21 protein-coding genes are annotated in these 23220 nt (G+C 63.7%); 15 read left to right on the plus strand and 6 right to left on the minus strand.

Going from position 1 to position 23220, the window contains the following annotated elements:
• Positions 1-40: 40 nt before the first annotated feature.
• The 3 genes from mgrA to ACW9H9_RS21675 form a co-directional block, all read right to left on the minus strand.
• Positions 41-1078: an L-glyceraldehyde 3-phosphate reductase gene (gene mgrA, locus ACW9H9_RS21665; RefSeq protein WP_457344440.1), complete on the minus strand. Its 1038-nt coding sequence runs from the start codon at positions 1076-1078 to the stop codon at positions 41-43.
• A 106-nt stretch (positions 1079-1184) separates the two neighbouring features.
• Positions 1185-2513, minus strand: a complete 1329-nt coding sequence (locus tag ACW9H9_RS21670) for an OprD family outer membrane porin (RefSeq protein ID WP_457344460.1) — start codon at positions 2511-2513, stop codon at positions 1185-1187.
• Positions 2514-2674: 161 nt separating this feature from the next.
• Positions 2675-3565, minus strand: coding sequence for a LysR family transcriptional regulator (locus ACW9H9_RS21675; protein WP_457344439.1), 891 nt, complete (start codon positions 3563-3565; stop codon positions 2675-2677).
• Positions 3566-3689: 124 nt separating this feature from the next.
• Between ACW9H9_RS21675 and ACW9H9_RS21680 the strand changes: the two genes are divergently transcribed.
• On the plus strand, positions 3690-4421 hold the full coding sequence (locus ACW9H9_RS21680) for an SDR family oxidoreductase (RefSeq protein ID WP_457344438.1): 732 nt from the start codon (positions 3690-3692) through the stop codon (positions 4419-4421).
• 291 nt (positions 4422-4712) lie between these two features.
• The gene (locus tag ACW9H9_RS21685; RefSeq protein ID WP_457344437.1) at positions 4713-4961 is read left to right on the plus strand and encodes a hypothetical protein; all 249 of its coding nucleotides are present in this window, start codon (positions 4713-4715) and stop codon (positions 4959-4961) included.
• Here the strand turns inward: ACW9H9_RS21685 and betT are convergent.
• A complete protein-coding gene (gene betT / locus ACW9H9_RS21690; protein WP_457344459.1) occupies positions 4958-6919 on the minus strand; it encodes a choline transporter BetT in 1962 nt (653 codons plus the stop codon). The two genes, ACW9H9_RS21685 and betT, sit on opposite strands and share 4 nt — an antisense overlap.
• Before the next feature lie 359 nt (positions 6920-7278).
• Positions 7279-8205 (minus strand): serine O-acetyltransferase EpsC, encoded by a 927-nt coding sequence (gene epsC / locus ACW9H9_RS21695; protein WP_457344436.1) that lies wholly within the window; start codon positions 8203-8205, stop codon positions 7279-7281.
• Between the two features lie 167 nt (positions 8206-8372).
• Here epsC and ACW9H9_RS21700 point away from each other — a divergent pair, with 167 nt between their 5' ends.
• The 13 genes from ACW9H9_RS21700 (at position 8373) to ACW9H9_RS21760 (ending at position 20930) form a co-directional block, all read left to right on the plus strand.
• The gene (locus ACW9H9_RS21700) at positions 8373-9365 is read left to right on the plus strand and encodes a D-cysteine desulfhydrase (RefSeq protein WP_457344435.1); all 993 of its coding nucleotides are present in this window, start codon (positions 8373-8375) and stop codon (positions 9363-9365) included.
• 169 nt (positions 9366-9534) lie between these two features.
• On the plus strand, positions 9535-10329 hold the full coding sequence (gene tcyJ / locus ACW9H9_RS21705; RefSeq protein WP_457344434.1) for a cystine ABC transporter substrate-binding protein: 795 nt from the start codon (positions 9535-9537) through the stop codon (positions 10327-10329).
• A complete protein-coding gene (gene tcyL / locus ACW9H9_RS21710; protein WP_457344433.1) occupies positions 10329-10994 on the plus strand; it encodes a cystine ABC transporter permease in 666 nt (221 codons plus the stop codon). Before tcyJ ends, tcyL begins: the two co-directional genes overlap by 1 nt.
• Before the next feature lie 3 nt (positions 10995-10997).
• On the plus strand, positions 10998-11744 hold the full coding sequence (tcyN, locus tag ACW9H9_RS21715; RefSeq protein WP_457344432.1) for an L-cystine ABC transporter ATP-binding protein TcyN: 747 nt from the start codon (positions 10998-11000) through the stop codon (positions 11742-11744).
• Positions 11745-12046: 302 nt separating this feature from the next.
• Entirely contained in the window at positions 12047-12820 is a 774-nt protein-coding gene (locus ACW9H9_RS21720) for a hypothetical protein (protein ID WP_457344431.1), read from the plus strand.
• A 182-nt stretch (positions 12821-13002) separates the two neighbouring features.
• The gene (locus ACW9H9_RS21725; protein ID WP_457344430.1) at positions 13003-14244 is read left to right on the plus strand and encodes an SfnB family sulfur acquisition oxidoreductase; all 1242 of its coding nucleotides are present in this window, start codon (positions 13003-13005) and stop codon (positions 14242-14244) included.
• Between the two features lie 5 nt (positions 14245-14249).
• A complete protein-coding gene (locus tag ACW9H9_RS21730) occupies positions 14250-15443 on the plus strand; it encodes an SfnB family sulfur acquisition oxidoreductase (protein ID WP_457344429.1) in 1194 nt (397 codons plus the stop codon).
• Positions 15443-16828, plus strand: coding sequence for an LLM class flavin-dependent oxidoreductase (locus ACW9H9_RS21735; RefSeq protein WP_457344428.1), 1386 nt, complete (start codon positions 15443-15445; stop codon positions 16826-16828). The genes ACW9H9_RS21730 and ACW9H9_RS21735 overlap by 1 nt, the downstream gene beginning before the upstream one ends.
• 2 nt (positions 16829-16830) lie before the next feature.
• Complete coding sequence (locus ACW9H9_RS21740; RefSeq protein WP_457344426.1) at positions 16831-17640, plus strand: MetQ/NlpA family ABC transporter substrate-binding protein; 810 nt, start codon at positions 16831-16833, stop codon at positions 17638-17640.
• A 2-nt stretch (positions 17641-17642) separates the two neighbouring features.
• Positions 17643-18755: a methionine ABC transporter ATP-binding protein gene (locus tag ACW9H9_RS21745; RefSeq protein WP_457344425.1), complete on the plus strand. Its 1113-nt coding sequence runs from the start codon at positions 17643-17645 to the stop codon at positions 18753-18755.
• On the plus strand, positions 18745-19389 hold the full coding sequence (locus tag ACW9H9_RS21750; protein WP_457344424.1) for a methionine ABC transporter permease: 645 nt from the start codon (positions 18745-18747) through the stop codon (positions 19387-19389). The genes ACW9H9_RS21745 and ACW9H9_RS21750 overlap by 11 nt, the downstream gene beginning before the upstream one ends.
• A gap of 319 nt (positions 19390-19708) precedes the next feature.
• A complete protein-coding gene (locus ACW9H9_RS21755; protein WP_457344422.1) occupies positions 19709-20209 on the plus strand; it encodes a hypothetical protein in 501 nt (166 codons plus the stop codon).
• Between the two features lie 94 nt (positions 20210-20303).
• Positions 20304-20930 (plus strand): class I SAM-dependent methyltransferase, encoded by a 627-nt coding sequence (locus ACW9H9_RS21760; RefSeq protein ID WP_457344421.1) that lies wholly within the window; start codon positions 20304-20306, stop codon positions 20928-20930.
• On the opposite strand, the gene ACW9H9_RS21765 is transcribed toward ACW9H9_RS21760, so the two are convergent.
• On the minus strand, positions 20927-23101 hold the full coding sequence (locus tag ACW9H9_RS21765) for a glycoside hydrolase (RefSeq protein ID WP_457344420.1): 2175 nt from the start codon (positions 23099-23101) through the stop codon (positions 20927-20929). The two genes, ACW9H9_RS21760 and ACW9H9_RS21765, sit on opposite strands and share 4 nt — an antisense overlap.
• Between the last annotated feature and the right edge of the window lie 119 nt (positions 23102-23220).

Below are 23220 nucleotides of genomic sequence, written 5' to 3' on the forward strand. Positions count from 1 at the left end.
CGGCAAGCCCAGCCACGGATGCGCTGGGCTGCGCCACGGCTTATTCAGCGCTCGACGGCTTTTCCCACAAGTTGATCCCACCCTCGCGCGCGTGCTGGTCGATCTCGGCCAGTTCCTGTGCGCTGAAGCTCAGGTTTTTCAGGGCGCCGACGTTTTCGATGATCTGCTCCGGGCGGCTGGCGCCGATCAGGGCGCTGGTGACGCGCGGGTCGCGCAGGGTCCAGGCCAGGGCCAGTTGCGCCAGGCTTTGGCCACGGCGTTTGGCGATTTCGTTCAGCGCACGGGCGTGGGCGATGTTGGTCTCGGACAAGTGCTTGGCCTGCAACGAGCTGCCCCCCGGGCGGTTGACCCGTGAGTCGGCCGGTACGCCGTTGAGGTATTTGTCGGTCAGCACGCCTTGGGCCAGTGGGGTGAAGGCGATCACGCCCGTGCCGAGGTCTTCGGTGGTGTCCAGCAGGTCTTTTTCGATCCAGCGGTTGAGCAGGTTGTAGGCCGGTTGGTGGATCAGCAGCGGGATTTTCCACTCTTTGAGCAACGCGGCCATTTCGCGGGTTTTGACGCCTGAGTACGACGAGATGCCGATGTACAACGCCTTGCCCTGCTGCACGGCCGTGGCCAGTGCGCCGGCGGTTTCTTCCAGCGGGGTGTCGGGATCGAAGCGGTGGGAATAGAAAATGTCGACGTAGTCCAGGCCCATGCGCTGCAGGCTTTGGTCCAGGCTCGCCAGTACGTATTTGCGCGAACCGCCGCCCTGGCCGTAAGGGCCTGGCCACATGTCCCAGCCAGCTTTGCTGGAGATGATCAGTTCATCGCGGTAGTGCTTGAAGTCTTCGCGCAGCAGGCGGCCGAAGTTGGTTTCGGCGCTGCCATACGGCGGGCCGTAGTTGTTGGCCAGGTCGAAGTGGTTGATACCCAGGTCGAACGCGGTGCGCAGCAAGGCGCGCTGGGTGTCGATGGGGGTGCTGTCGCCAAAGTTGTGCCACAGGCCCAGGGACAGTGCGGGGAGCACCAGCCCGCTGCGGCCTACGCGGCGGTAAGGAATGGATTCATAGCGGTTTTCGGCAGCAAAGTAAGTCATCGAATCCTCTCTTGGGCAGGGCTTGAAAGGCCCGGGAATAAGCATATTCCCGGGCCTTTCAAACAGCTGAATCGCTTAAGTGGGCCTACCCTTGTACAGCAATTTCCTACCAGAGTGGAACGACGTAGCTCACATAAAAGCGGTTCTCGTCCTGCACGGTTGCGCCGGTAATGTCCGGGCTCGCGTGGGCATTTCGCCAGGTCACACCCAGGCCCTTGAGGGTGCCGGTCGGGACCTGGTAAGCCAAGGTAATGTTGCGTTCCCACTCGCTGGTGGTGCCTTGGGCGGTGCGGATGTCATCGCCGTGGGCATAGGCCGTGGCGAACGTCAGCCCATTGAGGCCCAGCTTGGCGAAGTCATATTTGTATTGCGCAAGCCAGGTGCGCTCGCCCGCATGCTGGAATTTGTTCAATTGCATGTTGGTCAGCGCCGGGGTGTCGGCACCCGAGCCCGGGCCCTGGTGCAGGTCGCCGCTGTTCAGGCCCGAATCCAGGTACGGGAAGTCGCTGTCGCCGCTGTTTTTCTGGATGCCCAGGCCCACGGTGTGACCGTCCAGGCTGTAGCTTTCCAACAAGCTGACGGTGGACTGGTTGATGCGGCCCTTGTTCAGGCCGTCGCCGTAGAGGCCCGCTGCTGCGAAGTCCTTGTCACCGTCGGCGTTGCCGCCCACACCCAGGCTGCGGTACAGGCGCACGTCGGTGTCGATCGCGCCCACGGGCAAGGCGTCGTGGCGTTTGGCGCCCAGGAAGGCCTGCTCGTAATAATCCTCGAGGTTGGAGTACCACAGGCTCAGGGTGGTGCCCGGCAAGCCGGTGTAGTCGGCGCCGCCGTAGAGGAAGCGATCGCTTTCCTTGGTGCCGCCAGCGGTGATCATGCCCTGGTCGCCGGTTTCGTTGCGGATCTTGGTCTTGAGGATGTCACCTGCGGTGAAGGTGAAGTCCGTCAGGTCCTTGGACACCAACTGCACCCCGGTGTTGGTCTGCTGATACAGGCGACCATCGGTATTGGCCAGCACCGGGTTGTTGCCGAACAGGGTGCCGACGCGCAGTTCATCCTTGGCAAAGCGCACCTTGAAGGTGGGGCTGAGCACACCGAACTGGTCGGCGGACTTGCCGTTTTCCAGCGGGAACATGCTGCCCGGGTAGCGGCCCTGGTGGTCTTTGTCGTTCAGGTCGCCGCCCGAGTCCAGTTTGAGCCCGTAGAACGCCTGCAGGTCGAGGCCAAAGCCCACGGGGCCTTCGGTGTAGCCGGACTTGAAGTTGAACTCGAACCCCTGGCCCCAATCACGAATGCTCTTGGCTTTGGCGTTGCTGCCCACCACGTCGCGGCCCTGCTGGTTGAGGTAGCGGTTGAGCAGGGTCACATCGGCGTGGCTGTCATCGATAAAATCGGCATGGGCGGACAGCATAAAGCTCGCCATGGCGACACCCACCATGGGGCTTAATAACGTCTTCATTGGTACCAATCTCCGTCACTGTTCTGAAATGAAAGCGTCAAACGCTTCACACAATTAGGCGATGGCCATGTGACAGTTCGGAGTCAAAACGAGATTTGCCCGGATGAAATTAAATTTAGTAAACCCTTTAAGGACGGGGCTTAGCGGGCATTTTCAAAGATTTTTGCCAGCCAATCGACGAATACGCGCACCCTCGGTGACAGGTGTCGATTGTGGGGGTAAAGCACCGACACCGGCATGGGCGGCGGCGGGGTGTCGGTGAGGATTTCACGCATGGCGCCCTGCTCGATCAGCTCGGCCATGCGGTAGTGCGGGCACTGGATAATGCCCAGCCCGGCCACCGCGCTGGCGGAGTAGATTTCGGCGCCAAACACCGAAATCGCGCCTTCGATCATCACTTCTTGCACCTCACCGTCCACCAGAAACTCAAACGCAAACGGCTTGGCGGTGGAGCGTGACACGTAGTTCACCGCACGGTGCTGGCCCAGTTCATCGAGGCGTTTAGGTTCGCCGTATTTGCGCAGGTAAGCGGGGCTCGCGCAGGTCACCTGGCGCAATGTGGCCACCCGCCGGCCGATCAATGCCGAGTCACCCAAGGTGCCCGCCCGCAGCACGCAATCGACCCCTTCGGCGATCAGGTCGACAAACCGGTCGGCCTCGCTGATGGACAGTTCGATATCGGGAAACTGCGCCATGAACTGCCCCAGTGCCGGGATCACAAAGTACTTGGCCAGGGTGCCGTGCACGTCCACCCGCAAACGGCCCTTGGGCGCCACCGAACGAAACGCCAACTCGGCCTCTTCCAGCTCGGCCAGCAGTTGCACGCAACGCGGGTAATAGGCTTCGCCGTCCAGAGTCGGGCGCACACGGCGGGTGCTGCGCTCCAGCAAGCGCGTGCCCAGCCAGGCTTCGAACCCGTTGAGGGTGTGGGTGAGCGTGGCGCGGGGCAGGTTCAAGTCATCAGCCGCTAGAGTGAAGCTGGCACGCTCGTAAATGCGCACAAATACCTTCATCGCCTTGACCTGGTCCACGCCGCGCTCCCGGAGTTGATTGTTGGTGATTATTGAACAGTAAAGGCAACTTTGGCGCATTTATCGGCCCCGGTAAACATGTGAATCTTTGCTCACACCCTGTCACTTCCCAAGGAATTCGATCATGACCCAGCAAGTTGCCATCGTTACCGGCGCCTCCCGTGGCCTCGGTGCATTAGTGGCCAAACGCCTGGCCGCCGACGGTTACGCCGTTGTCATCAACTTCGTCAATAGCGCTGTCGAAGCCTCCAAATTGGTGGTGGAGCTGCGTCAGGCGGGCCACCAAGCCATAGCGGTACAAGCCGATGTGGTCAAGGCAGCCGGCGTGAAGCGCCTGTTCGATGAAACCGAAGCTCAGCTGGGCAAGGTCGATGTGCTGGTCAACAACGCCGGCATCCTGAACATCCAGCCACTGGCCCAACACACCGATGAGCTGTTCGACGAAAACTTCGACATCCACGCCAAAGGCACCTTTAACGGCCTGCGCGAAGCCGCCAAGCGCCTGAAGGATGGCGGGCGCATCGTCAACGTCTCCAGCAGCGCCGTGGGCCTTAACCTGCCGGGCTATGCGGTGTATGCCGCCAGCAAGGCCGCAGTGGAAACCATGACGCGCATTTTTTCCAAGGAAATGCGCGGTCGCGGCATCACCGTCAACGCCATCGCTCCGGGCCCGGTGGCTACCGAACTGTTCCTGCACGGCAAGAGCGAAGAACAGATCCAGACCCTGGTCAAGATGGCGCCCTTGGAGCGCCTCGGCCAGCCGGAAGACATCGTGCCGATCGTGGCGTTTCTGGTAAGCCCGGCGGCAGGCTGGATCAACGGCCAGGTGCTGCGCGCCAACGGCGGCATGGTCTGAAGCCCTGCCCTTTGACGTGATCGTGCACAACGCCGGGCACATGTCGTTCAGCCCCGGGCAGTTCGCGCAGCGGTATGACATCAACGTGCCGAGCACCCAGCGGCAAACCGGCCGACCAGCCGCAGGTGGCGTTGCTGGAAGGGCTGGGCGGCCTGTTGTTGGTGCTGGGCCTGGGCGTGGATCGACCGGGGTATCGAATACCCGGTGCTGATGGCGCTGCTATCGTTCTACCTGGTGTTTCGCGGCGCTGGCCGTTACGCCCTCGACCATTGGCTGGGCAAGGAGTAACCCATGCACACCACCCTCGTCATCAGCGCAGGCCTGGTCCTGTTGGCCCTGATACTGTTCATCGGGCAAAAGCTGGGCGTTGGCCGCGATGCACTGGCCTACCGTTTCGTGGGCCTGTGGCTGGTACTGACGGTGATCAACGGCGCGGTCGGCGTGGTCACTGCCGGCCAGCCCCTGATGTCGGAGCTGGTGATCGGCAGCGCGGTGTTCGGCGTGCCACTGGTGGCCCTGGCCCTGTACCTCAGGGCCTAGCGCACCAGGTGCAAGAACTGCAGATGACGCTCGTACTGGTCGAGGATATCGTTGATGATCTGCTCCTTGGTGTAGCCCACCAGGTCGTAGTCCTGACTGCCCTCGCTCAAGTGCACTTCGGCGCGGTAATAGCGGCGGTTGTTGAGCTCTTTGAAGCCCATGCCGCCCCGGGCGAACGAGGGCGTGAAGTAGCCGCGCATCTGCACCTGGTAGATGAACGGGCGCTCCTCGCCATGGCCGATTTCCAGGCTGACGCTGTCGTGGGCAGGGTCAGGCTGGGTCAGCACGTTCAGGCCCTTCTCGACAAAAACCGCGGTGACTTCCTCGATGGCCGGGCGCACGGTAGTGTCCATGAAGCGGTACACCTCGTCGCGTGACGGAAAGTGCACCGCCTGGCTCAACCGCTGTCGCCAACCGCCCCTGCCCTTGCGCGCCGCCGACACCGGTGCCAGGGAGTGCAACTGGGCGATCTGCTTTTGCGACTCCAGGTAAAAGGCCTTGTGCAGCCCCCACATCATCAACAGCAAAATCATCGAGAACGGCAGCGAGGTCAGCACCACGGCCGACTTGAGCGAATCGATGCTGCCGGCAAACAACAGCGCACTGGTCACCAGCGCCGTCATCGCGCCCCAGAACACGCGCAGCCACTTGGGACCGTCTTCGTCGGCGTTGCCGCCCTTGGCCGACAGGGTGGACAGCACCACAGTGCCGGAGTCGGCGGAGGTGACGAAAAACACAAAGCTGATGAACACCGTCACCGCGATGACCGTCTTGCTCCACGGGTAGGTTTCCAGCAGCAGGTACAGGCTCATCGACGGGTCATCGATGGCCGACTGGCCCAGCGCCGCCATGCCGTGGTTGAGCACCTGGTCGATGGCGCTGTTGCCGAAAATCGACATCCACGCCAGGGTGAACCCCAGCGGGATCAACAGCACGCCAAACACGAATTCGCGAATGGTGCGGCCCCGGGAAATACGCGCGATAAACAGGCCCACGAACGGCGACCACGCGATCCACCACGCCCAATAAAACACCGTCCAGCCGCCCAGCCAGTCGCTGGGCTTGTCGTAGGCGTACACGTCAAAACTCTTGGTGGGCAGCGCGCCCAGGTAATCGCCCAGGTTTTGGATCAGCGTGTTGAGCAGGTGCTGGGTGGGCCCGGCGAACAACACAAACAGCAACAGCGCACAGGCCAGCAGCATGTTGATGTCGGACATCACGCGCACGCCCTTGTCCACGCCGGACACCGCCACGATGATCGCCGCGCCCATCATCAAGGTGATGAGGCCGACCTGGATCCAGTGGGTGTGGGCCACCCCAAACAGGTAGTCGAGCCCGGCGTTCAAGTGCAGCACGCCAAAGCCCATGTCGGCCCCCAGGCCAAACACCGTGGCGATGATGCCAAAGCCGTCCACCGCATACCCGATGGGGCCGTTGATACGCTTGCCGATCAGCGGGTACAACGCCGAACGCAGGGCCAGCGGCAGGTTATGCCGGTAGGCGAAATACGCCAGCGCCATGCCCACAAACGCGAACACGCCCCAGCCGTGCAGGCCCCAGTGCAGAAACAGGATCTGCATGGCCTGGCGTGCCGACTCGGCGGTGAGCGGCGGCCCTTGGGGCGGCTGCACCAGGTGGGTCAGGGGCTCCGACACGCAAAAGAAAAACAGCGTGATGCTGATACCGGCGGCAAACAGCATGCCGGCCCAGGACAGGTAACTGAACTCGGGCTCGTCGTGGTCGGCACCGAGTTTGATCTTGCCGTAGCCCGATACCGCGGTGACCACCACGAAGACCAGGTACAGGGTCATCGCCAGCATGTAGTACCAGCCGACCGTATTGGCCGCCCAGTTTTGCGCGGCCAACAGCCACGCGCCCGCCTGTTCGGGCATGGAAATCACCACCAGGCCAAACAGCAGGATGAAGCTTGCGGCAAAGTAGAACACCGGCGCATTCATGCGCACCAGGCTGCTGGAAGGGGTCGACGATGCACTCATGAACGGTGCACCCCGAGCGTGGGGAATGTGGCTGTAAAAAACGGACTCAGCAAAGGCAAGCCTCCTGTTGTGAGCGGGCAGCGAACCACCGGTTTAACTTGAACGATCGATCAAGTTAAACATGGTTAGGGGGGTTGGGGCGAATCACAGAGCCAGGCGGTAGGGCTATTCCTACGCAAGCTCAAGGCAAGGTATGACGCTTTTGAATGACAAAACGTTCAGTGCGGCCGCTGGGGAAGTGCCCGCGAGGGCGGTCGACAGGCCCAGATCCAGCCTGCCTTGCCGCCCCCGCGGTTGTGCGCTGCGGGCCGCAGAAGGGCTTACTTCTGGCTGCCGTCGTCGTGCTGCAGGTTGGCCTGCGTCAGGTTCGCCCCGGCGGGCACGCTGCGGGTCAGCCACACGTTGCCGCCAATGGTGGAGCCCTTGCCGATGGTGATGCGCCCCAGAATGGTCGCCCCGGCATAAATCACCACGTCGTCCTCGACAATCGGGTGGCGCGGGTGGCCCTTCTGCAACTGCCCGTCTTCATCCGCCGGGAAGCGCTTGGCGCCCAGCGTCACGGCCTGGTAGATACGCACCCGCTCGCCAATGATCGCCGTCTCGCCGATCACCACGCCGGTGCCATGGTCGATAAAGAAACTGGGGCCGATCTGCGCGCCCGGGTGGATGTCGATGCCGGTGGCCGAGTGGGCGATTTCGGCGCTGATGCGCGCCAGCAGCGGCAAACCGGCGCGGTACAGGTGGTGCGCCAGGCGGTGGTGAATCACCGCCAGGATGCCGGGGTAGCACAGCAGCACTTCGTCCACGCTGCGCGCGGCCGGGTCGCCGTGGTAGGCGGCCAGCACATCGGTGTCCAACAGGCTGCGCAGGGCAGGCAGGGCCAGGGCAAAATCCTGGATCAGGCGGATGGCCTGGGCGTCGACCTCGCGGTCGTCCTGGCCGCTCTGGCGGGCGGCGTAGCGCAGCTCCAGGCGCGCCTGGGCCAGCAACGCGTTCAGCGCCACGTCCAGGGTGTGGCCGACGTAGAAGTCCTCGCTTTCCTCGCGCAGGTCCACCGGCCCCAGGCGCATCGGAAACAGCGCACCGCACAAAGCCTCCAGGATCTGCGCCACCGCGTCCCGCGACGGCAGTTCACGACCGCCCTGCTCGCCGCTGACCCGGCCATTGCGCGTACGCCACTGATCCCGGGCGCTGCGCAGTTGGCCGACGATGGTCTGTAATTGCCAATGGCTGGAACGCTCACTCACGGTTTTCACTCCTGACGAAATGGCGGTCACTGTAAGCCATGCACCCCGGGCGCCCTTAAGAACCAATAGTGCGGTTCCAAGAACATCCCGGCATATGCGATTGGCGGTTGCCCGCGCGCAAAGTGCCTGCCTATAGTCCGCGCATCGTTGACTACCCGAACCCTCTCATGATCAAACACCAGCTCGACCGCTTTAACCGCCTGCCCCTGCTGGGCGGCGCCACGCCCCTGGAAAAGCTCGAACGGCTGTCGGCCTGGCTTGAACGCGACGTTTACGTCAAACGCGACGACCTCACCCCGCTCGGCCTGGGCGGCAACAAGCTGCGCAAACTCGAATACCTGGCCGCCGACGCCCTCACCCAAGGCGCCGACACGCTGGTGACCGCGGGCGCGATCCAGTCCAACCACGTGCGCCAGACCGCAGCGCTGGCGGCCAAGCTGGGCCTGGGCTGCGTGGCCCTGCTGGAAAACCCCACCGGCACCGAAGACCCCAACTACCTGGCCAACGGCAACCGCCTGTTGATGGGCCTGTTCGACGCCAAGGTCGAATTGGTGGACAACCTCGACAACGCCGACGAGCAACTCAACGCCCTCGCCCAGCGCTTGCGCAGCAACGGCAAAAAACCCTACCTCGTGCCCATCGGCGGCTCCAACGCCCTCGGCGCCCTGGGGTACGTGCGCGCCGGGCTGGAGCTGGCCGAGCAGATCGAACAAAGCGGCGTCGAATTCGCCGCCGTGGTGCTCGCTTCGGGCAGCGCTGGCACCCACAGCGGCCTGGCGCTGGCCTTGAGCGAAGCCTTGCCGCAACTGCCGGTGATTGGCGTCACCGTGTCGCGCAGCGAAGAAGACCAGCGCCCCAAGGTACAAGGCCTGGCCGAACGCACGGCCGAGCTGCTGGGCGTGGCGCTGCCGCCTGCGTTCAAAGTCACCCTGTGGGACGAGTACTTCGGCCCCCGCTACGGCGAACCGAACGCCGGGACCCTGGCGGCAGTCAAACTGCTGGCCAGCCAGGAAGGCCTGCTGCTGGACCCGGTCTACACTGGCAAAGCCATGGCCGGGTTGCTGGACGGCATCGGTCGCCAGCGTCTGGAAGACGGGCCGATCCTGTTCCTGCACACCGGCGGGGCCCCTGCGTTGTTTGCTTATGACGCGGCGTTCTAAAAACTTGTTATTCCAAATAGAAATAACAAAATTTATTTATATTATTTTCAAGTCTTAAAAAGCGGCTTTATAGTCGCGCCGTAGGCGAAGACGCGCACCGCGCTTTAAGGCAGGATACGACCTTTGCGTCACCTGCTTCGCCCCACATAAAAAAACACAGGAGCTTGTCATGACTATTTCTGCACTGCGCCGCACCTTGTTGGTTGGCACATTGGGGCTGGCGCTCGGCGCCGGATGGCTGGGCCAGGCCGTTGCCGGCGAGCAACTGAACGACATCAAAAAAGCCGGCGTGATCAAAGTGGGCCTGGAAGGCACCTACCCGCCGTTCAGCTTTGTGGACGAAAGCGGCAAGCTCACAGGTTTCGAGGTGGAGCTGTCCGAAGCCCTGGCCAAAGAGCTGGGCGTGAAGGTCAAGCTGCAAGCCACCCCGTGGGACGGCATCCTCGCGGCGCTGGAGTCCAAGCGCCTGGACGCGGTGATCAACCAGGTGACCATCTCTGAAGAGCGCAAGAAAAAGTACGACTTCTCCGCCCCCTACACCGTCTCCGGTATTCAGGCGCTGACCCTGAAAAAGAACGAAGGCAGCATCAAGACCGCCGCTGACCTTGCGGGCAAGAAAGTCGGTGTGGGCCTGGGCACCAACTACGAGCAATGGCTCAAGGACAACGCGCCGCAAGCTGTCATCAAGACCTATAACGATGACCCGACCAAGTTCCAGGACCTGCGCATCGGCCGTGTCGACGCCATCCTCATCGACCGCCTGGCCGCACTGGAATACGCCAAGAAAGCCCCGGACACCGCCGCTGCTGGCGAAGCCTTCTCCCGCCAGGAAGCCGGTGTGACCCTGCGCAAAGGCGAGCCGGAACTGCTGGATGCGGTCAACAAGGCCCTGGACAAGCTGCGCGCCGACGGCACCTTGAAGAAGCTGTCGGTCAAATACTTCAACGCTGACGTCACTGAATAATGGAAGCAGGTTTTCAACTCGCGCTCGACTCCGCGCCCTTTCTGCTCAAGGGCGCGTACTACACGGTAATCCTGAGCCTGGGCGGGATGTTTTTCGGCTTGCTGCTGGGCTTCGGCCTGGCCTTGATGCGCCTTTCGCGCCTCAAGCTGGTGAGCGGGATCGCCCGGGTCTACGTGTCGTTCTTTCGCGGCACGCCGTTGCTGGTGCAGCTGTTTCTGATCTACTACGGCCTGCCGCAACTGGGCATCGAGCTGGATCCGATCCCGGCGGCCATGATCGGCTTTTCGCTGAACATGGCGGCCTATGCCTGTGAAATCCTGCGGGCGGCCATCAGTTCCATCGAGCGTGGCCAGTGGGAAGCCGCCGCCAGTATTGGCATGACCCGCGCGCAGACCCTGCGCCGGGCCATCCTGCCGCAGGCGATGCGCACGGCCTTGCCGCCGTTGGGCAACAGTTTCATTTCGCTGGTCAAGGACACGGCGCTGGCCGCCACCATCCAGGTGCCCGAGCTGTTTCGCCAGGCGCAACTGGTGTCGGCGCGCACCTTTGAAATTTTCACCATGTACCTGTCTGCCGCCCTGATCTACTGGATTTTGGCGAGCATCCTGGCGCACCTGCAAAACCGCCTGGAAGACCGGGTCAACCGGCATGACCTGGAGTCTTGAAGCATGATCGTGGTTGAAAAACTCACCAAGCAATTCAAGGGTCAGGTGGTGCTTAACGGCATCGACCTTGAGGTGAAGGCAGGCGAAGTCGTGGCCATCATCGGCCCCAGCGGCTCGGGCAAGACCACCTTGCTGCGCTGCCTGAATTTCCTTGAAGAGCCCACCAGCGGCCGCATCAAGGTGGGCGACATCCAGATCGACGGCAACCGCCCCCTCAGCCAGCAGCAAAACCTGGTGCGGCGCTTGCGCCAGCACGTGGGTTTTGTGTTCCAGAACTTCAACCTGTTCCCCCATCGCACCGCCCTGGAAAACGTGATCGAAGGCCCGACAGTGGTCAAGAAAGTGCCCCGGGACACCGCGATTGCGCTGGGCCGCAAACTGCTGGCCCGTGTGGGCCTGGCAGGCAAGGAAGACGCCTACCCACGGCGCCTGTCCGGCGGCCAGCAACAGCGCGTGGCGATTGCCCGTGCGCTGGCGATGGAGCCCGAGGTGATCCTGTTCGACGAACCCACCTCGGCCCTGGACCCGGAGCTGGTCGGCGAAGTGCTGGCGACCATCCGCAGCCTGGCCGAAGAAAACCGCACCATGGTCATCGTCACCCACGAGATGAGCTTTGCCCGGGATGTGGCCAACCGCGTGATCTTTTTCGACAAGGGCGTGATCGTCGAACAAGGCGAGGCCAAGGCGCTGTTTGCCAACCCCAAGGAAGAGCGCACCCGCCAGTTTCTGAGCAAGTTCCTCACCCATTGATAACGTGCGCAGCGGGCGCCTGCCCGCTGCGGCCACGCTTGGGAAAACCCGCCTGAACGGCCGGTAAAACAGCCCTCCCCACCCCCCTTCAAACCGCTGCGCCAGTCAGACCGTTCTGAATCTGTCCCAACCCGCCGTTTAGCACTTCGCCTCCATTGACGCCCCCCGGCCAACCCTCTTATCTAGCGCCACGAGGATTGGATCCCATCGTCTTTTTTTCATTACGCCGCGTCTTTCAGGCCCACGCGCCCCTGCGCCCCTGCCTGGAACGAACGCGGCTGCCTGTCTCAAGGAGAGTATTTATGAAGCGCGTTTCCACCTCGGCCCTGCTCATCGCCCCGACCCTGCCCGGGGCCCACAGGCAAGGCATCAATGCGCTCGCCGCCACGCAGTTGCTGGTCGAGATCGCGGCGTACCCCGGCATGGAAGAAGGCGACGTGATCGAACTGTTCTGGAACGACTGCTTTGCCGCCTCACGGCGCATCACCACCGGCAAAATCGGCACGCCAACCTGCCTGCGCGTCCCCGAAAGCTTCGTGCAGAACGGCCCCGCGCAGGTGCACTACCGAGTATTGCAGATCGGCCACGGCCCGGCGTGCTCGGCCAGCACCTGGGTACAGGTCAAGACCGACGGCCCGGGCGGCGCGCCCTCGCCCTTGTGCGGCGACGAAAACCAGAACCTCGCCCCCGTGGGCCTGCCTGACACCATCCGCCGCCAGGGCGTCAACCGGCGGCAGATCCAGCGCGGCGTGCCGCTGACCATCGAGCCCTACCTGAACATGGCCGCAGGCGACGCCATCACCCTGCGCTGGGGCGATGCGCGCCTGGACCTGGCCCCACTGCAACCGGCTGACGTCGGCCAGCCGGTGCAGGTGTGGGTGCCGCCCGCGCTGATTATGGAAGCGGGCGACGACCAGCGCCTGGATATCAGCTACTGCATCCTCGACCGGGTGGGAAACTCCTCGCACTGGGCGCCCGCCCGTACGCTGCGCATCGCCCCGGCGGCCAGCGCGCCTGCTGAAGCGGCGCTGGTCTACCTGCCGCGTCGGCCCGGTTCGCCGTGCGAGCCTGGGTGAAGGCCCTTCTATGCATATTCCTAAACGTTAGTTTCTTAAAAAATTTAACGCGTTTAGGGTATATGCACCGGACCACCGGACATTCCTGATTTTTTGCTTTTCAACGGATGTGAGGTAGGTATGGTCAAAATTACCCCGGTGTACAACGCCAGGGCATTACGTGCAGCCAAGGAGCGGCGCTGATGTCTAACTTGGCACAAACACCCCACCAGAGTGATCTGGACGTAGCCCCGCTGTTGCTGCCCGCCAAAGTGCTGCGCAGCGACGCCGAGGCCTTGGACGCCGCACGCGAGCTGGCACAGGCTGCGCGCCTGCAAGCCGCCCGGCGTGACAGCCAGCGCAAACTGCCCTGGGCTGACATCGAGCAGTTCACCCGCAGCGGCCTGGGCAGTATTTCCATCCCCCGCGAGTACGGCGGCCCGCAGGTGTCCTACGTGACGCTGGCCGAGGTGTTCGCGATCATCAGCGCGGCCGACCCGGCCCTGGGGCAGATCCCGCAGAACCACATCGCCATCCTCAACGTGCTGCAAGGCGTGGCCACCGAGCGCCAGAAAAAACAGCTGTTCCAGAGCGTGCTCGATGGGTGGCGCATCGGTAACGCGGGCCCGGAACGGGGCACCAAACACACGCTGGACCTGCAGGCACGCCTGCGCGCCAGCGGCGACGGGTTTGTGGTCAGCGGGCAGAAGTTCTATTCCACCGGTGCGCTGTTCGCCCACTGGGTGGCGGTCAAGGCGCTGAACGATGACGGTAAGCCCGTGATGGCGTTCGTGCGCCGGGGCACCGAGGGCCTGCGCATCGTGGACGACTGGTCCGGCTTTGGCCAACGCACCACCGCCAGCGGCACGGTGCTGCTCAACGAGGTGTCGGTGGACGCCGACCTGGTGGTGGACACCTGGCGCCTGGGCGAGCAGCCGAATATCCAGGGCGCCGTGTCGCAACTGATCCAGGCCGCCATCGACGCGGGCATCGCCCGGGGCGCGCTGGAGGACACCTTGAGTTTTGTGCGTGAACGTTCACGCCCCTGGATCGACGCCAATGTCGAGCGGGCCAGCGACGACCTGTATGTGATCGCCGACATCGGCAAGCTGCACATCGAGCTGCACGCCGCCGAGGCGCTGTTGCGCAAGGCGGGCCAAGTGCTGGACCAGGTCAGCGCCGCGCCCATCACCGCGCAATCGGCCGCCCAGGCGTCTATCGCCGTGGCCGAAGCCAAGGTGCTCACCACCGAAATCGCCCTGCTGGCCAGCGAAAAACTCTTCGAGCTGGCCGGCAGCCGCGCCACGCTGGCCGAGTTCAACCTGGACCGGCACTGGCGCAATGCACGGGTGCACACCCTGCACGACCCGGTGCGCTGGAAGTACCACGCCATCGGTGCCTACCGCCTCAACGGCACCCTGCCAGCCCGTCATTCCTGGATCTGACCGCCATGACTCACACTCACCCCGTCGCGGTTATCACCAGCGATGAACACGCCCTTATTGTGGCCAGCGACCTGGCCGAAGACTTTCGCCGTGACAGCGCCCAGCGCGACCGCGAGCGCCGCCTGCCACTGCCTGAACTCGACGCGTTTTCCCGCTCCGGCCTGTGGGGCATCAGCGTGCCCAAGGAATACGGCGGCGCGGGCGTGTCCAACGTCACGCTGGCCAAGGTCACGGCGCTGATCGCCCAGGCGGACGCGTCCCTGGGGCAGATCCCGCAAAACCATTTTTATGCCCTGGAGGTGCTGCGCGTAAACGGCAGCCCCGCCCAACAGAAACGCCTATACGCCGAAGTGCTCGCCGGCCAGCGCCTGGGCAATGCCCTGGCAGAACTGGGCACCCGCACCGCCCACGACCGCATCACCCGGCTCACCCGTGACGGCGACGGCTTTCGCATCAACGGCCGCAAGTTCTACGCCACCGGGGCGCTTTACGCCCAACGCATCCCCACCTCGGTGGTGGACGAAAACGGCGTGCAACAGCTGGCCTTCGTCCCCAAAGACAGCACCGGCCTGAGCGTGATCGACGACTGGAGCGGCTTCGGCCAACGCACCACCGGCAGCGGCTCGGTGGTGTTCGATAACGTGTGGGTCGCGGCTCACGACGTGGTCCCGTTCCAGAGCGCATTTGAACGCCCGACCCCGGTCGGCCCGCTGGCGCAGATCCTCCACGCCGCCATCGACACCGGCATCGCCCGCGCGGCGTTTGAAGACACCTTGCACTTTGTCCGCACCAAGACCCGCCCGTGGATCGACGCGGGCAGCGACCAGGCCACCGAAGACCCGCTGACGCTCAAAAGCATCGGCCATCTGAGCATCCGCCTGCACGCCAGCGAAGCCCTGCTGGAGCGCGCCGGTCAATGGCTGGACCGCGCCCAGGCCGACACGAACGCCCAAACGGTGGCCGCCGCGTCCATCGCCATCGCCGAAGTGCGCGCCCTGAGCACCGAAATCTCGTTGGCCGCGGGCAGCACACTGTTCGAGCTGGCCGGCAGCCAGGCCACCCTCGCCGAACACGGCCTGGACCGCCACTGGCGCAACGCCCGCGTGCACACCCTGCACGACCCGGTGCGCTGGAAGTACCACGCGGTGGGCAATTACTACCTCAACGACACCAACCCGCCGCTGCGGGGGACGATCTGATGGCCAAGAAAAAGATCCTGTTCAATGCCTTCAACATGAACTGCATCGGGCACATCAACCACGGCCTGTGGACCCATCCACGGGACACCTCCACCCGCTACAAGACCGTCGAATACTGGACCGAACTGGCGCAGTTGCTGGAGCGCGGGCTGTTCGACGGGCTGTTCATCGCGGACATCGTCGGGGTGTACGACGTGTACCAGGACTCGGTGGACGTCACGCTCAAAGAATCCATTCAACTGCCGGTCAACGACCCGCTCCTGCTGGTGTCGGCCATGGCCGCCGTCACCAAAAACCTGGGCTTTGGCCTCACCGCCAACCTCACCTACGAGCCGCCGTACCTGTTCGCCCGGCGCATGTCGACGCTCGACCACCTGAGCCGTGGTCGGGTGGGCTGGAACATCGTCACCGGCTACCTCGACAGCGCCGCCAAGGCCATGGGCCTCACCGAACAGGTGGAACATGACCGGCGCTACGACCAGGCCGACGAGTACCTGCAAGTGCTCTACAAACTCTGGGAAGGCAGCTGGGAACACGACGCGGTGGTCAACGACCCCCACGCGCGGGTGTATGCAGAACCCGCCAAAGTGCACAAGGTCGAGCACAAGGGCGAGTTCTACCAGGTCGAGGGCTACCACCTGTGCGAACCCTCGCCGCAGCGCACGCCGGTGCTGTTCCAGGCGGGCAGTTCGGACCGTGGCTTGCTGTTTGCCGGCACCCATGCCGAGTGCGTGTTCATCAGCGGCCAGAACAAGGCCGCCACCAAGGCGCAGGTGGACAAGGTGCGCGCCAGCGCCGTGGCCGCCGGGCGCGAGGCCGCGGACATCAAGGTGTTCATGGGCATCAACGTGATCGTCGCGGCCACGCAGGACGAGGCCTGGGCCAAGCATGCCGAGTATGTGAGCTACGCCAGTGCCGAGGCGGGCGTGGCGCACTTTTCGGCGTCCACCGCGATTGATTTTGCGCAGTACACGTTGGACGAGCCGATTCAGTACGTGAAAAGCAACGCGATTGAGTCGGCCACCAAAAACCTGCAAAACAACGACTGGACCCGGCGCAAGTTGCTGGAGCAACACGCCCTGGGCGGGCGCTACATCACGCTGGTGGGCTCGCCTGCGCAGGTGGCGGACGAATTGGAGTCGTGGGTCGCCGAGACGGGGCTGGACGGCTTCAACCTCACCCGCATCGTCACGCCGGAAAGCTATGTGGACTTCATCGACCTCGTCGTCCCCGAGCTTCAGCGCCGCGGCGCCTACAAGACCGCCTATGAGCACGGCACGCTGCGCGAAAAAGTCTTCGGGCAAGACGCCCACCTGCCCGACCAACACACCGGCGCCGCCTACCGCCACACGCCCTCCACCGCCCCCCTGACGACTGGACTTTAACCATGAACACCACCTTGCTCTCTCGCCCGGTCAAAGCCCTGGCCCTGGCCATCGGCCTCTTCAGCACGGCCGCCTTCGCCGCCGACGCGCCGCTGAAAGTCGGCACCACCGCCGCCTTCGCTATCCCGCTGGAAGCGGCTGTCGAGGAAGCCGGCAAACAAGGCCTCAAGGTCGAGCTGGTGGAGTTCACCGACTGGATCGCCCCCAACGTCAGCCTGGCCGCCGGGGATATCGACGTGAACTATTTCCAGCACATTCCCTTCCTGGAAAATGCCAAGGCCGCCGCCGGGTTTGACCTGGTGCCGTTCGCGCCCGGCATCATCAACAACGTGGGCCTGTACTCGAAAAAATACCCAAGCTTCGACGCGCTGCCCCAAGGCGCCACCGTGGCCATCGCCAACGACCCGATCAACAGCGGGCGCGGCCTGCAACTGCTGGCCAAGGCCGGGTTGATCACCCTCAAGCCGGGCGTGGGCTACAAGGCCACCGAAGAAGACATCGTCAGCAACCCCAAGAAACTCAAGATCCTGCAAGTGGAAGCCGTGCAACTGGTGCGCGCCTATGACGACGCCGACCTGGTGCAGGGCTACCCCGCCTACATCCGCCTGGCCAAGACCTTTGCGCCCGAGTCGGCCCTGCTGTTCGACGGCATCGACCACAAGGAATACGTGATCCAGTTCGTGATCCAGCCCAAGAGCAAAACCGACCCGCGCCTGATCAAATTCATCGACATCTACCAGCATTCGCCGGTGGTGCGCGCCGCGCTGGACAAGTCCCTGGGTACGCTCTACCAGGTCGGCTGGGAAGGCTGACCATGAGCACCGCTATCGCTGCCCTGCACGCGCGGGGCACCGCGCCCCGGGACGCCACGCAGACCGAACTGCACCCGGACCTCAACCGCGCCCATGTGCGCTTCATCAACCTGGGCAAGACCTACAACGGCACGGTGCAGGCGCTACAGGGCATTGACCTGGCGATCCAGCACGGCGAAGTGTTTGGCATCATCGGCCGCAGCGGCGCGGGCAAGTCGTCGCTGATCCGCACCATCAACCGCCTGGAACAGCCCAGCAGCGGCCGCGTGCTGATCGATCAGGTGGACATCGGCGACTTCGACGAAGACCGCCTGGTGGCGCTGCGCCGACGCATCGGCATGATCTTCCAGCACTTCAATCTGATGTCGGCCAAGACCGTGTGGCAGAACGTCGAACTGCCACTGAAAGTGGCCGGTGTGCCCAAAGCGCGCCGCGAGCAAAAAGTGCGCGAGTTGCTGGAACTGGTAGGCCTGCCCGACAAACACAAGGCCTACCCGGCGCAGCTCTCCGGCGGGCAAAAACAGCGGGTGGGCATCGCCCGCGCGCTGGTGCACGACCCACAGATTCTGCTGTGCGACGAAGCCACCTCGGCGCTGGACCCGGAAACCACCCAGTCCATCCTTGCCCTGCTGCGCGAGATCAACACACGCCTGGGCCTGACCATCGTGCTCATCACCCACGAGATGGCGGTGATTCGCGAAATCTGCGACCGCGTGGTGGTGCTCGAACACGGCAAAGTGGTCGAGCAAGGCCCGGTGTGGCAGGTGTTCGGAAACCCGCAGGATGCGGTCACCAAAATCCTGCTGGCACCGCTGCAACACGCCCTGCCCGCAGAACTGCAACAGCGCCTGCAACCGCAGCCCGTCAGCGACGCCGCCGTGGTGCTGCGCCTGCAATTCACCGGCATTGACCGCGACGAGCCTGACCTCGCCGCCCTGTTCAACGCCCTGGGCGGGCGCGTGCGTTTGCTGCAAGGCGGCGTGGAACGCATCCAGGGCCATGCGCTGGGGCAACTGTTACTGGCCGTGACCGGCTCACCGCTGGCCGCCGACGCCCTGCGCACCCGCGCCGCACGCTGGGCACAACACGTGGAGGTGCTGGGTTATGTGGTTTGAGCGTTTACTGCAAGGCGCCATCGACACCTTGTTGATGGTGGGCGTGTCCTCGTTGATCGCCCTGCTGGCGGGCATCCCGCTGGCGGTATTTCTGGTGACCAGCGACAAAGGCGGCATCTACCAGGCCCCGCTGCTGAACCGCGTGCTGGGGGCGTTCGTGAACCTGTTTCGCTCCATCCCGTTCCTGATTCTGATGGTCGCGCTGATCCCCTTCACCCGCCTGATCGTGGGCACCACCTACGGCGTGTGGGCCGCCGTAGTCCCCCTGACCATCGCCGCCACCCCGTTCTTCGCCCGCATCGCCGAAGTCAGCCTGCGCGAAGTCGACCACGGCCTGATCGAAGCCGCCCAGGCCATGGGCTGCCGCCGCTGGCACATCATCTGGCACGTGCTGCTGCCCGAAGCGCTGCCGGGCATCGTCGGCGGGTTCACCATCACCCTGGTCACCATGATCAACTCATCCGCCATGGCCGGCGCCATTGGCGCCGGAGGGCTTGGAGACATCGCGTACCGCTACGGGTATCAGCGGTTCGACACACAAATCATGCTGACGGTGATTGTGCTGCTGGTGATCGGCGTGGCGGTGATTCAGTTGGGCGGCGACAAGCTGGCGCGGGTGCTCAATAAGCGCTGAAATCGCGGGGGATCGGCTGATGTGAGGATCGCCCCGATCCGTCTGATCACGCTCGGAAGTAGCCTTCTGAAAAAGGGAAATTTTCCGACATCAATCACAGATAACAAGACTTTACGCTCCGGGCTCCCGCCAATCCCGGAGCGCCTTCATCATGTCAGACCTGCAGCCTTTGCAGAGCTGGAGCCATCCGTTCAAGGACAGGGGCCATTCGCTATCACAACTCACCCGATTAGCCTGCGCAACGGGCGGCTCGCCCACCAGGCCAAATGGGGCTTGAAGAACGAGAAGCGGCCTACCGGCTAATTGAGCGAGTACTCACGTGATAAAAAACACATTACTGGCCTGTATGCCCGTGGCGCTCGTGTGCCTGACGCCGATGGCAACCGCCGCTGAAGGAGGCTTGTGTAGCGCAACCGAATGGATGATCGCCTCCTGCCAGATGGACGAAAACCAGGGCCGGACGGTGTCCTTTTGTGCCAATGCCAACAAAACGAGGGTGACCTACACGTTCGGCACACGTGCGCACATTGAATGGCGTAAGTCTTTTTCAAATCGCGCGCCGGTTTATCGCTGGGTGGATAAAGCCACTGACACCACGTACCTGGGATTTCGATCCTCCGGATACGCCTATGTGTTTGGCATTCCACAGGAAAAACCAGGCGCCAGGGCCTTTCTGGAAGTGACTCACCACGAGCGCCGCGTGCAGACGCGAACATGCACACAAAACTCATTCGGGGCGCAAACCCTGAAAAGCAGTGCAATAAAAGAGGTGCCGGATGACACCGTCAGAAATAACGGGTTTGTGTTTCCACCTCATTGAAAACCAGCGTCATGCCCAAACGAGGGACGCGGGATAAGCAAACCGGCCCTCACAAGGTATAGTCGGCCCACCAACCACTGCGGTGCAGCCTGCCATGAAACTCGCCCCTGACGACCTCAACCACATCACCTCTGCCACGCTCGACCACTACAACGCCGTGGCCGAGGACTTTCGGGAAGGGACACGTGATCACGATGTGAGCCAGAACATCGACGCGCTGTTGCGCCATATCCGGGGGGAGGCGCCGTTTACGGTGCTGGATTTTGGCTGCGGGCCGGGGCGTGATTTGCGCGCGTTGACGCGCAGGGGGCATGTGGCGGTGGGGCTGGACGGGTCGGAGCGGTTTGCGCAGATGGCGCGTGAAGACAGCGGCTGCGAGGTGTTGCAGCAAGACTTTCTGAAGCTGGACTTGCCCACCGGGCGCTTTGACGGGGTGTTTGCCAATGCGGTGCTGTTTCATGTGCCCAAGCAGGAGTTGCCCCGGGTGCTCAAGCAGCTTCACGGGACGTTGAAGGACGGCGGTGTGTTGTTCAGCTCCAACCCCCGGGGGCAGAACCAGGAGGGTTGGAACGGGCCTCGCTATGGCGCCTACCACGACCTTGCGGCGTGGCAGGCGTTGCTGACGGCGGCGGGTTTTGTGGAGTTGGAGCATTACTACCGGCCCGCCGGGCTGCCTCGTGAGCAGCAGCCCTGGTTGGCGAGTGTGTGGCGCAAGGTTTAAAGGCGCGCGCGATACACCACCGGCGGCTCACCCACCACGTAGGCTGTGACCGTGGCGGCATCAAAGTCCGCCACCAGCCGGGTGCCGTCTGCAAAGGTGGTCTGTTGCACACGCCGGTCCTCGCTCAGCCAGCGAAAATCAGTCAGCGCCTGTGTGGCCAGGCGCTGGTGCAGCGGTCGGAAAAACCGGTCCTGGCGCACCATGAGCGGCACGCGCTGGGCCAGGGTCGCGGCATTGAGGTGGTACAGCGGCGGCACGTTGTAGAGCAGCTGCGTCAGCTCGTTTTCCACGCGCACGTTGCTCAGCTTGAGGCTGTCGAACAGCCAGTGGTGCGTGGTGATGACCGAGCCGTGAAACACCGCCTGGTACAACGGCAGGCGCATTGCCGGGTCGAAGTGCACGGTGCGTAACGTGGGCTTTACCTGCGCCGGTTTGAAAAACACTGTCGGTTGCTCCGGCGGATACCAGTTGCCCACGTAGTAGGGCGAGGCGGTGTCCTTTGTCATCTGCCGGTCGCCCCAGCCGATCACCGGCGTCTGCATGCCGTGGGCGAACAGGATGCCTTGGGCAGTGACGGCGTTGCCGTCTTCGGAGCCCGACGGCAGTTTGAGGGTGGTGTTGATCCAGCGAGAAGCGTCGATGTTGCCCCCAGCGTTTTGCGCCTGGGTCATCGTGGCGCCGTCGCGGTAGCTGTCGAACACCATGGCGGTGGCGTAGGCGTCGAGGAACCAGGCGTTGAAACCCGCTGCGGCCTGTACCGCCTGCACTCGCGCTTGCAGCAGGGGCCGCACGCAACGGGGGTCGGTGTAGTGGCCGGACTGCTGGAAGCCGGTCTTGAAGCGGCCATCGCGCAGCACGATGGCGCAGTCGCGGTGGGCCTTGCTGCCCAGGTGCGCGGTGGTCCAGTCGGGGTTTTCACTGGCCGACAGCGCGGTTTCGTAGGAATCGTAGGGCGCCATCAGGTAACCGGCATTCACCCCTGCGCGTACCGTTTCGGGGTGCCACAGGCCGCCTTCCCAGCCTTCGCCGAGGGTCAGCAGCAGGCGTTCCAGCCCCGCGTGCTGCAAGGCCTTGAGGGTGCTGGTCGACAAGGTGCTGCCCCATTTGGCCGGTGCGGGCGTCAACGCCCCGGCGAACGTGAGCGCCACTTCCTGGCGCACGGCGCCATAGCGGGCGGCCAGCTGGGTCATGTCGGGCTCGACGCGGTCTTGCCAGGCTCGCCGGGCTTTTTTGTTGAAGGCCGCATTAAGGCCGCGCAGCAGCACGCTCTGTTGATACACCGTCAGCGTGGGGGCTTGCAGTGTTTGCCGTGCCTCTGCATCCAGCAGATCACGCCAGGCCCTGTCGCCTTGCAGCACCTTGAGCAACCGCGGCCAGTCTTGCACATCCCCCGGGCCGAGCAGGTCGTTGCCCCACAGGTAAACGTGGCTAGCGCCCAGCAGTTTTGCAGCGTCGGGGGTCTGCACCAGCTTGTCGGCCAGGGGCTCATAACGGCCCTGCTCCACCAACCATTGGCGATAACGCTTGGCCCCGGCCAGCGGGTCACTGTCGCCCAGGTGCAGCAGCAGGGTCAGCGGTGCGCCCGGGTCCAGCGCGGTGAATGTGTGGGACATCGACAACGCCAGCCCCGAGCCCTCGGCGCGCCAGTGCAGGCGGTTGTTGAAAGGCTGGGTGAGCAGCCAGTTAAGGGTGAAGCCGTCATGCGCCACCCCCCACAGCGGCAAACTCAGGTCCTGGGTGGAGTTGAGTGCGCCCTGGTCCAGCAAAAAGTCGCGCCACACCGGCTTGCCCGCCGGCACGTAATGCCCCTCGGCCAGCGGCCAGATCACGCCGTTGCCAAACGCGCTGGCGGGTTGCTGGAGGATCGCCAGTTCGCCCGCCGCCCGGGCGGTGATGCTGAGGCTGAGATCGCCCGCCTCAAGGGTGGCGCTCAGGTGATAGGCACCCTCGTCCCATTGCCAGCGGGCCTGGCGGGCAGTTTGAACGAGTTGATCGACTGCATGGGCGGCCACGCCGCTGGAGGCCTGCACGGCGCCTTTGCCTTGGGGGGTGACGCGGATCGCCAGCGTGGCAGGGTCGAGTTCAACCCGCCACACGGCGTTTTCCAGCACCGTGTCGGCCAGGGCCAAGGGGGACAGCAGCAGGGTAAAAGCCAGCAGAAAGCGACGCATGGGCAAGGGCCTTTGGCAGATGAATCGATGCCGCAGGGTAGAACAGCAGGCCCGCTGAAAACGGTAATTAAGTGTGACCAAGAGCGGTCCCACACACTTTAAAGATCGCTCCCACGCGC

It is taken from the genome of Pseudomonas sp. SDO5215_S409, from assembly GCF_054071325.1.